This is a genomic window from Streptomyces sp. NRRL B-24085, from assembly GCF_001282115.1.
Lineage (GTDB): Bacteria > Actinomycetota > Actinomycetes > Streptomycetales > Streptomycetaceae > Streptomyces.
In genome coordinates, this window is record NZ_LJBR01000009.1 from 1 (window position 1) to 9,058 (window position 9,058).

The window sequence follows — 9,058 nt, forward strand, 5'->3', positions numbered from 1 at the left end:
TCGGGGCAGCCGGGGCACTTCCGCGGCGGCTCGCAGCATGGGCAGGACGGGGGTGCGCAGCCCGATGGCGACCTCCTCGTGCGGCCGGGTTCCGCCGTCGAGGAACCGCAGGAGCCGGGTCATGGGCACGTGGGTGAACAGTCGTCCGAAGAAGTCCGCGCCGTCCACCAGGCCGCTGTCGAGAGCGTGCAGCAGGACCGCGTCCATGGCGCGGGCGCGGGGCGAGTGCGGCAGCGGGGGTACCGGCCGCCGGCCCCGGCGCAGGGCCGCGGCGACGGCCGCGGTCTGGCGCTGCACGCCGGCGAAGGTGTAGCCGGTGGAGGGCCGGGTGGCTCCGCCGGCGGCGCCGATACGGAAGACGGACTGGCCGGTCTGCCGGGCGAAGCCGGCGTCGGTCATCGGGATGACGCCCGTCTCGGTCGCGGTCACCTCGAAGTCGTCGAGCTCGAGCACGGTGCCGGTGTAGTGGTCCAGCGCCTTGTCGTACGCGTCCGCGGACAGGACTGCCGGGGAGAACTCCGTGTACTCCACGAGGGCCTGGTCCGGGCGGGTGGGCAGGACGTAGCCGAAGGAGAGGCCCTGCGCGGGCTGGGAGGTGCGCAGGTCCATGAACTCCACGCGGGCCGGGTCGAAGACGGGACGGCCGGTGCGGACGAACCAGCCGCGGAAGTGCTGGAGCAGGGTCGTACGGGCCGCGGGGAGGCTGCCCAGCGGCCGGGAGTCGAAGACCCAGCGGGCCTGTACGGACGCGGGGCGCCCGTCCGCCGTGCGGGCGTCGATCCGGGCGCCCCGCGGGAGTCCCTCGACACTCTCGACGGTCGCCTCGACGCGTCGTACCCGTCCGCTGCGGTCGAGGGCGTTGCCGACCAGGGCCTCGAAGTCGTCCGAACGGATCATCTTGTAGCGCAGCGGGGAGATGTCCTGCTCGATCGGCTCCCCCGTGGGCCGGTGCACCCGCAGGCGCTGCCACTGCCTGGTGACGGCGGCGTCATACGGTCCGGGGCCGGTCTCCCAGAAGCACCAGGTGCGCCGGGGCGGGCGCAGCGGTCCGGGCGGGGCGTCGAGGAGGACGACGGACGGGTGCCGGAAGCCCGGGGCGGGGCGGGTGAGGCGGTGGGCCAGGGACAGCCCGGCGGCCCCCGCTCCGATGATGGCGACGTCCGCCTCGTACATGACCGGGTCACTCCCTCCGCGTCTCCGCCGTGTCCTGCGACGGTGTTCCGGTCGCAGTACCCGTCCGGATGCGGATGTCACCTGCCGCCTGCCGTGTCGCACGCTCGTCACGGGCAAGGGCGCGCATCGGTTCTGCGTCGTTGTCACGCGGCGCACTCGACGAGCTCGTCCTTGCGCAGGCGGCCGGCGAGGCGGCGCAGGCCCCGACGGGCGTGGCTCTTGACCGTCCCCAGCGGCCAGCCAGTGAGTTCGGCGATCTGGGTCTGGGTGAGGTCGTCGTAGAAGGCGAGGTTCAGCACCCGGCGCTGCGGGGCCGGCAGCAGCGACATCTCGTCGGCGAGCAGGACCCGGTCGAGGGCGGACTCCGGCAGCACCGCCTCGTCGTCGGCCCGCAGCAGCAACTGGGCGCCCGCGGCGGCCACGAGTTCGTTGCGCCGGGTGCGGGCGGCGAGCGCGTCGGCGATCTTGCGGCGGGCGATGCCCATGAGCCAGCCGGGCAGGGTGCCCCGGTCCGGTGCGAACCCGGCACGGCCCCGCCACGCGGCGAGGAACACCACCTGGGTGATGTCCTCCGCCTCCCTCGCGTCCCCCAGGGAACGGCGGGCGAGGGCGTGGACGAGCGGGCCCCACCGGCGGTGCACGACCGTGAGGCATGCCTCGTCCCCTTTGAGGAACCCCTCCACGAGCGCGCTGTCGTCGATGTCCCCGCCGGTTCGCTGTGCGGTCGTCATCGTCACTCCTCCGCTGGGCCTGGTGGTCGCACAGAGCGACCGCGGCCCTTCCACCCTGCGGATTCCACGCAGGAGGGGCAACTTGCATCGACTTCGCATCGAATCGTGCGGGAAAGGGGGACCTCGTGTCCGGAGGGACCGGTCCCGGCCTTTCCTCCCTTTACTTTTCCGCCCCGCATCCGTCTCCGCCACCCGAGGCGAACCGGTCATGACGACGCCAGCTCTGATCACGAGCATCTCGACGAGGGGAACGGCATGAGCTCCACCGTGGCGAAGGGCCACCGCGCGGACCGGAGTCCGTGCGCACCCACGACCGCCGAGCAGGTCTCCCCCGCGCCGCCCCGCCCGCCGGCCGCGGGGGCCCGACAGGGCCAGGGCGATCATCAGCGCGCCTCCCCGCCCGGCACCCGTCCGGCGTACGGCGACGACCCGCGTGCCGTGGACGCGGACGTGGCGCACGCCGTGCGCGCGGTGCTCGGCGACCTGCTCGACCGTCACGTGGCCGCGGCCGAGGCCGTCGACCCGCTGTTCGCCGAGGATCTGGCCGCGCGGGTCGCCCGTTTCACGCGCAACGGCGGCAAACTCGGCCGCTCCCGCTTCGTGTGGTGGGCGCTGCGCGCCTGCGGGGGCGACGAGCCCTGGCGGGCGCAGTCCGCGCTGCGGCTCGGAGCCGCTCTGGAACTCATCCAGACCTGCGCCCTGGTCCACGACGACGTGATGGACGGCGCGCGGTCGCGCCGCGGACGCCCGGCCCTGCACGTCGACGTGGCGACCCAGTACGCCGGCGCGGGCGACGCGCGGCGCGGTGAGCGGCTCGGGCAGGCCGCGGCGATCCTCGCCGGCGACCTGGCCCTGGCCTGGGCGGACGACACGGTGGCGGACACGGACCTGCCCCGCCCCACCGCACGGCGGGTCCGGGACCTGTGGAGTTCGCTGCGCACGGAGATGGTGGCCGGGCAGTACCTGGACATGCAGGGAGAGGCGACCTCGGCGCGTTCCCTGGCCCGGGCGATCCGCGCCGCCTGCCTCAAGAGCGCCCTCTACTCGGTCGAACGCCCGCTCGCGCTGGGCGCGGCGCTGGCCGACGCCGGCCCCGCCGCCACCCGGGCCCTGTGCTCGGCGGGCCGCTGCGTCGGGCTGGCCTTCCAGCTGCGCGACGACCTCCTCGACGTCTTCGCGGATCCGAGCGAGACGGGCAAGCCCACCGGCGGCGACATCCGCAGCGGCAAACCGACCTACCTCGCCGCCGTCGCCCAGGCGCGGGCGGAGACCTCGGGCGACCGTCGGGCCCAGGACCTGCTGCGCGGCACGCTCGGCCGACCGGACGCCTCCGACGCCGAACTCGCGGCGGTCCGCGAGGTGTTCGTGGCCACCGGAGCGCGGGACACGGTGGAGGAGAAGATCCGCAGGCTGGTCGGCCAGGGACTGCGCCACCTGGACTCGGCACCGCTCGAACCCGCGCCCACGAGGCAGTTGCGGACGCTGATGCGCTCCGCGAGCGGTGTGACCGCCACCGCGGCATCCGGGCCGGTGCCCGTCTCCCTGACCCTGGCGACCGGCGAGGGGGCCAGCCGATGACCCGTACCGTGCCCGGCCGCACCGACCACGTCGTGGTCGTCGGCGCCGGTCTGTCCGGTCTGGCGGCCGCCCTGCACCTGCTGGGCGCCGGACGCCGGGTGACCGTGGTGGAGCGCGACGCGTCACCCGGCGGGCGTGCCGGACGGATCGTCCGCGGCGGCTACCACATCGACACCGGGCCCACGGTCCTGACCATGCCTCACCTGGCGGACGAGGCGTTCGCCGCCGTCGGCGACAGCCTGGCCGCCCGCGTCGACCTGGTGCCGTTGCACCCTGCCTACCGGGCCCGGTTCGCCGACGGCAGCACCCTGGACGTCCACACCGGCGCCGAGGCCATGGAGGCGGAGGTCGAGCGCTTCGCCGGGGCCCGCGAGGCCGCCGGGTACCGGCGGTTGCGCGCCTGGCTGGAGCGGCTGTACCAGGTGCAGATGCGGCGTTTCATCGACGCCGACTTCGACTCGCCGCTGCGCCTGCTCCATCCCGACCTGGCACGCCTGGCCGCCCTCGGCGGCTTCGGGCGGCTCGACGCGCGCATCGGGCGCTTCCTGCACGACGAACGGCTGCGGCGCGTCTTCTCCTTCCAGGCCCTGTACGCGGGCGTGGCCCCGGAACGCGCCCTGGCCGCGTACGCCGTCATCGCGTACATGGACACGGTGGCGGGCGTCTGGTTCCCGCGCGGCGGCATGCACGCCCTGCCCCGGGCGATGGCGGACGCCGCCGCGGACGCGGGCGCCGACCTGCGCTTCGGACAGACCGTCACGCGCCTGGAACGCTCCGGCGACCGGATCACGGCCGTCGTCACCGACGCCGGCCGTATCGCCTGCGACGCCGTCGTCCTCACCCCCGACCTGCCCGTCACCTACCGGCTGCTGGGCCGAGCTCCGAGACGGCCGGTGGGTCTGCGGTTCTCGCCGTCCGCCGTGATCCTGCACGTCGGCACGGACCGCACCTGGCCCGGGCTGGCCCACCATACCCTCTCCTTCGGCGCGGCATGGCGGCGGACGTTCGCCGAACTCACGCAGTCCGGCAGCCTGATGAGCGATCCGTCCCTGCTCGTCACGCGCCCCACCGCCACCGATCCGGGTCTCGCCCCGCCCGGCCGCCATCTGCACTACATCCTCGCGCCCTGTCCGAACACCGCCCTCGGCCCCGGCGCCGCCGACTGGGGCGAACTGGGTCCGCGCTACCGCGACAGCCTGCTGGGCGAACTCGAACGGCGCGGCCTCGCCGGTCTCGCCGCCGCGGTCGAGGAGGAGTGCGTGGTCACTCCGGCCGACTGGCAGGCCCAGGGCCACGCGGCCGGCTCGCCGTTCTCCGCCGCCCACACCTTCGCGCAGACCGGGCCGTTCCGGCCGCGCAACCTGGTGCGCGGGACGGTCAACGCGGTCCTCGCCGGCTGCGGCACCACTCCTGGTGTCGGCGTCCCGACCGTCCTGCTGTCGGGCAAGCTCGCCGCGGCCCGCATCACCGGCGGCGCCCGCCCCGGGCGGCCGCGTTCCGCCGTACGAGAGACCCCGGAACGGAGGCCGGCATGACCGACCGTGAACTCGACGCGGCAGGTGTCACCGACCCGGCGCTGCGCAGGGCGTACACCCGGTGCCGGCGGCTGAACGCCCGGCACGGCAAGACGTACTTCCTCGCCACCCGCCTGCTGCCCGTCGCACGCCGGCCGGCCGTGCACGCGCTGTACGGCTTCGCCCGCTGGGCCGACGACATCGTCGACACGCTCGACGGTACGACCACCACCGCCGAGCGCGCCCGACGGCTGACCTTGTTGCAGCACGAGCTGGAGCTGGGGCTGACGGCGGGCCACAGCGCCGAGCCGGTGGTCCACGCGCTCGCCGACACCGCGCTGCGCTACGACATCGACCACCGCCACTTCACCGACTTCATGGCCGCGATGCGCGCCGACCTGGACATCACGGGCTACGCCACCTACGCCGACCTGCGCACCTACACCCACGGTTCGGCGGAGGTGATCGGTCTTCAGATGCTGCCGGTGCTCGGCACGGTCGTCCCGCGCGAGGAGGCGGCACCGCACGCGGCGGCCCTGGGCGTGGCGTTCCAGCTCACCAACTTCCTGCGGGACGTGGGCGAGGACCTCGACCGCGGCCGCGTGTACCTGCCCGCCGACCTGCTGGCCGCCCACGGCGTCGACCGGCGACTGCTGCGCTGGAGCCGGGACACCGGCCGGCCCGACCGCCGGATCACCGCCGCCCTGCGGGAGTTCGAGCAACTGACCCGCGCGCTCTACCGCGAGGCCGCCCCGGGGCTGGCCATGCTCGACCCGGTCTCACGCCCCTGCATCCGCACCGCCTTCGTCCTGTACGGCGGAATCCTGGACGCGGTCGCCGCGGACGGGTACCGCTCGGTGCAGCGCCGTGCCGTGGTCCCCGGACACAGGCGAGCCGTCGTGGCCCTCGACGGCCTGGTCCGGGTGGGGGCGGCGCGGCTGCGGCACAGGACGGACGGCGAGCGGGCGGTACCCCTGCCGGACCCGGCAGCCGATTCCACATCACCCTGGCGGAGGATCGCATGAAACCCCGGCGACCTGCGGGACGCCCCCGCTACCCCCTCGCCCTGCGGCGCCGCCCGGTGCGGTGGGAGAAGCAGCAGCCGACCTGGCGGCAGGCCCGGCCGGCCCTGATCGCCGAGGCCCTGAAGCGGGCCCAGGCCCGGCCGTCCGGCAACTGGTACGTCGTCGGCGCCACCCGGGACGTACGCCGGGACCGCCCGCTGTCAGTGACGGTGGCCGGGCGGGAACTGGTGGTGTGGCGCACCGCCGACGGACGGCTCGCGGCGGGCCCCGGCATCTGCCCGCATCTGGGCGCACCGCTCGCCGACAGCCCGGTGCGCTGCGGGACCCTTGTCTGCCACTGGCACGGACTGGCCCTGGACGGCGGGCCGTTCGCCGGCTGGGAGCCGCTGCCCGTGCACGACGACGGTGTGCTGGTCTGGGTGCGTCTGGACCAGGTGGGCGGTGAGCCCCCGGCACGGGAACCGGTCGTGCCGCCCCGGCCGGAGCTGTCCCGCTCCGTCGCCGCCGTCTACACCGGGGTCGGGGTCTGCGAGCCGGAGGACGTCGTGGCGAACCGGCTGGACCCCTGGCACGGGGCCTGGTTCCACCCGTACTCCTTCGTCGACCTGACCGTGGTCGACACTCCCGACGGCGAGGGGGCAAGGGAGGACGGGTTCACCGTGGACGTCTCCTTCAAGGTCGCCGGACGGCTGGTGGTGCCGGTGCGGGCCCTGTTCACCACGCCCGAGCCGCGGACGGTCCTCATGCGCATCACCGAGGGCGAGGGAGTGGGTTCCGTGGTAGAGACGCACGTGACCCCGCTCGGCCCGGACGAGCGGGGCCGTCCGCGCACGGCCGTCGTCGAAGCGGTCGTGGCGTCCTCCACGCGCCCCGGTTTCGCGGCGGCCCGTACGGCGGCCCCGGTGCTGCGCCGCCTGATGGCGGCGGGAGCGGCACGGCTGTGGCGCGACGACCTGGCCTACGCCGAACGCCGTTGGCTGCTGCGCTCCACGGGACGCTTCCCCGGCTGACCGAACCGTCTGCCCGACGGCGGACGAGGCCCCGGGTTCAGTCCGGCGGGGCGGCGACCGCCTCCGGGTGATCGGCGAGGTAGTCCCGCAGCACCGACAGGAAGTCCGCGTCGGGGCGGAGTCCCAGTGCCGCGGCGCGCCGGTGGTCGAGGACGGCCGGCCAGGAGCCGACGATCGCCTCGACCGCCGGATCGGGCGCGACGGTGACCAGGTCGGCGACCGCGTCACCGGCCGTCTGCCGCAGGGCCGCGAGCATGTCGGCGACCGAGACGGTCAGGGCGGGCAGGTTCACCGGCAGCGGGCCCTCCAGGCGGCCCGGCCCGGTGCCGCGTTCGGCCTCGGCGACGCGGAGGATGCCCTCGACGGTGCGCCGGGGCGAGGAGAGCGCCACGCGCAGAGCGGGGTCGACGGGGCAGACGGCGGGCAGGCCCGCGAGGGGTTCGCGCACGATGCCGGACAGGAATCCGGAGGCGGCCGCGTTCGGCCTGCCCGGCCGTACCACCACCGTCATCAGCCGCGCGACCCGCCCGTCGACGAAGCCGCGCCGGGTGCAGTCCGCGACGAGCTGCTCGCACATCAGCTTCTGGGTGCCGTAACTCGTCCGCGGCACCGGCACCGTCGTCTCACCGACCGCCGCCGGCAGGGGCAGGGCCGGGTGGGAGCCGTAGACGGCGACACTGCTGGCGAACAGCGTCCGCACCACCGGTCCGCCCGCCCCGGACTGGGCCCGCGCCGCCTCCAGCAGCGCGCGGGTGACGTCCACGTTGGCGCGCATCCCGAGGTCGAAGTCGGCCTCGCACTCGGCCGACACGGCGGCGGCGAGATGGAACAGCACGTGCACCGGCTCCGCGAACACCGCGTCCAGGTGCTCGGGCAGCTCCCCGTGCACCACCTGGACCGGCACCCCGGCCCCCTGTGACCTTCCGGGCCAGGGGACCCGGTCGACCAGCACCAGACGGCTGATCGGCGCACCGCCGAAGGTCCCCGCCCGCGCCAACGCACCGGCCAGCAGCCGTCCGAGGAACCCGGACGCGCCCGTCACGACGACTCTCACCCGTTCGTCTCCCACCTCGGCCCGACCGACGCGCCGCATGATCGAGAGTGCCGCCCGCCGACCCCTCCCCCATGTGATATCAGGGCAGAACACGCAAGCCAGGACGCCTCCGTGTGCTGAACTGGTGAAATATTGACGGGAGTTGTGGACAGCGACAAGAATGCGGCTCGCTCGCTGTGACCGAAGCGAGCGAAGTGACGCGAGTGGCTCCGCCACGGACTGCATTCCCCTGACCGCCTGCCGCGGCCCCTCGCGCCCTGCCACCTCCCACACTCTCGACACCGCTAGGGCATATCTTGACGCGCCTCTCACGCTCCAGAACGTCGGCCGCTGTCGCCGCGACCGCCTTCATCGCCACGGCCACCCCCCTGTTCGGGGCCACCGTCGCCCATGCCACCCCCGGGGGCGGCTGCCAGTCGGCCACGGTCCAGTACCGCCTGGTCGACTCCGCCGGAAAGGCGGACGCCGACTGGACCTCGCAGGGCGGCTTCCACCAGTGGTCCTCCGCTCCCGGCACCGTCGAGGTCCGGCTGGCTCCGGGACAGACCGTGGGCGAGGGCTGCACGTACCCGGTCTCGCTGGCCGAGTACACCACCGAGGGACCGAACTGGTACACCTCCGGCCTCCAGACCCTCGTCGACCACGCCACCGTCTACCTGAGCGCCAAGGACCTCCCCGGCTCCGACGACGCCGACCGGACCTGGCAGAAGCTCACGGTCAAGACGCCGGACTGCTACGGGCAGATCGACCTCTACGGCGACGACGTGATCTACGACGGCGGGTCGGGAGAGGGCCACGGCCCCGCGCCCTACCAGCCCGACAACGTCGCCACGCCGTACCACCTGATCGCCGCGTGGAACGGCGGCGACAAGTCGTGCAGCCCCGAGCAGCCGAACTCGCCCACCCCTCCGGCCTCCCCGTCCACGCCGGACAGCCCGAGCAGCCCGCCCGCCAGTGAGCCGCCCGCGGACGA

Annotated in this window: 8 protein-coding genes; 5 read left to right on the forward strand and 3 right to left on the reverse strand. The window is 74.6% G+C overall.

The window, feature by feature from the left end; genetic code table 11:
- Together AOJ26_RS01235 and AOJ26_RS01240 are read right to left on the reverse strand one after the other, a co-directional pair.
- Positions 1-1,173, reverse strand: a 1,173-nt coding sequence (locus AOJ26_RS01235; RefSeq protein WP_053846255.1) for a lycopene cyclase family protein, incomplete at its 3' end; no start/stop codon positions are given.
- 143 nt (positions 1,174-1,316) lie between these two features.
- Positions 1,317-1,904 (reverse strand): RNA polymerase sigma factor, encoded by a 588-nt coding sequence (locus tag AOJ26_RS01240; protein WP_053846256.1) that lies wholly within the window; start codon positions 1,902-1,904, stop codon positions 1,317-1,319.
- A gap of 255 nt (positions 1,905-2,159) precedes the next feature.
- Between AOJ26_RS01240 and AOJ26_RS01245 the strand changes: the two genes are divergently transcribed.
- From AOJ26_RS01245 to AOJ26_RS01260, 4 genes are read left to right on the forward strand one after another with little or no spacing between them, the layout of a single operon-like run.
- The gene (locus tag AOJ26_RS01245; protein ID WP_053846257.1) at positions 2,160-3,482 is read left to right on the forward strand and encodes a polyprenyl synthetase family protein; all 1,323 of its coding nucleotides are present in this window, start codon (positions 2,160-2,162) and stop codon (positions 3,480-3,482) included.
- Entirely contained in the window at positions 3,479-5,017 is a 1,539-nt protein-coding gene (gene crtI / locus AOJ26_RS01250; protein ID WP_053846258.1) for a phytoene desaturase family protein, read from the forward strand. The genes AOJ26_RS01245 and crtI overlap by 4 nt, the downstream gene beginning before the upstream one ends.
- Positions 5,014-6,021 (forward strand): phytoene/squalene synthase family protein, encoded by a 1,008-nt coding sequence (locus tag AOJ26_RS01255; protein ID WP_053846259.1) that lies wholly within the window; start codon positions 5,014-5,016, stop codon positions 6,019-6,021. Before crtI ends, AOJ26_RS01255 begins: the two co-directional genes overlap by 4 nt.
- Complete coding sequence (locus AOJ26_RS01260) at positions 6,018-7,031, forward strand: DUF5914 domain-containing protein (RefSeq protein WP_053846260.1); 1,014 nt, start codon at positions 6,018-6,020, stop codon at positions 7,029-7,031. The genes AOJ26_RS01255 and AOJ26_RS01260 overlap by 4 nt, the downstream gene beginning before the upstream one ends.
- 37 nt (positions 7,032-7,068) lie before the next feature.
- Here AOJ26_RS01260 and denD read toward each other — a convergent pair whose 3' ends face one another.
- Positions 7,069-8,085, reverse strand: coding sequence for a D-erythronate dehydrogenase (denD, locus tag AOJ26_RS01265; RefSeq protein WP_053846262.1), 1,017 nt, complete (start codon positions 8,083-8,085; stop codon positions 7,069-7,071).
- A 296-nt stretch (positions 8,086-8,381) separates the two neighbouring features.
- Here denD and AOJ26_RS01270 point away from each other — a divergent pair.
- Positions 8,382-9,058 (forward strand): hypothetical protein (locus AOJ26_RS01270; protein ID WP_053846261.1); only part of this gene is annotated, 677 nt, incomplete at its 3' end.

Excerpts from the sequence above, each read along its gene's own strand:
- AOJ26_RS01240 (WP_053846256.1), bottom strand. The coding sequence starts at position 1,904 with ATGACGACCGCACAGCGAACCGGCGGGGACATCGACGACAGCGCGCTC.
- AOJ26_RS01245 (WP_053846257.1), top strand. The coding sequence starts at position 2,160 with ATGAGCTCCACCGTGGCGAAGGGCCACCGCGCGGACCGGAGTCCGTGC.
- crtI (WP_053846258.1), top strand. The coding sequence starts at position 3,479 with ATGACCCGTACCGTGCCCGGCCGCACCGACCACGTCGTGGTCGTCGGC.
- AOJ26_RS01255 (WP_053846259.1), top strand. The coding sequence starts at position 5,014 with ATGACCGACCGTGAACTCGACGCGGCAGGTGTCACCGACCCGGCGCTG.
- AOJ26_RS01260 (WP_053846260.1), top strand. The coding sequence starts at position 6,018 with ATGAAACCCCGGCGACCTGCGGGACGCCCCCGCTACCCCCTCGCCCTG.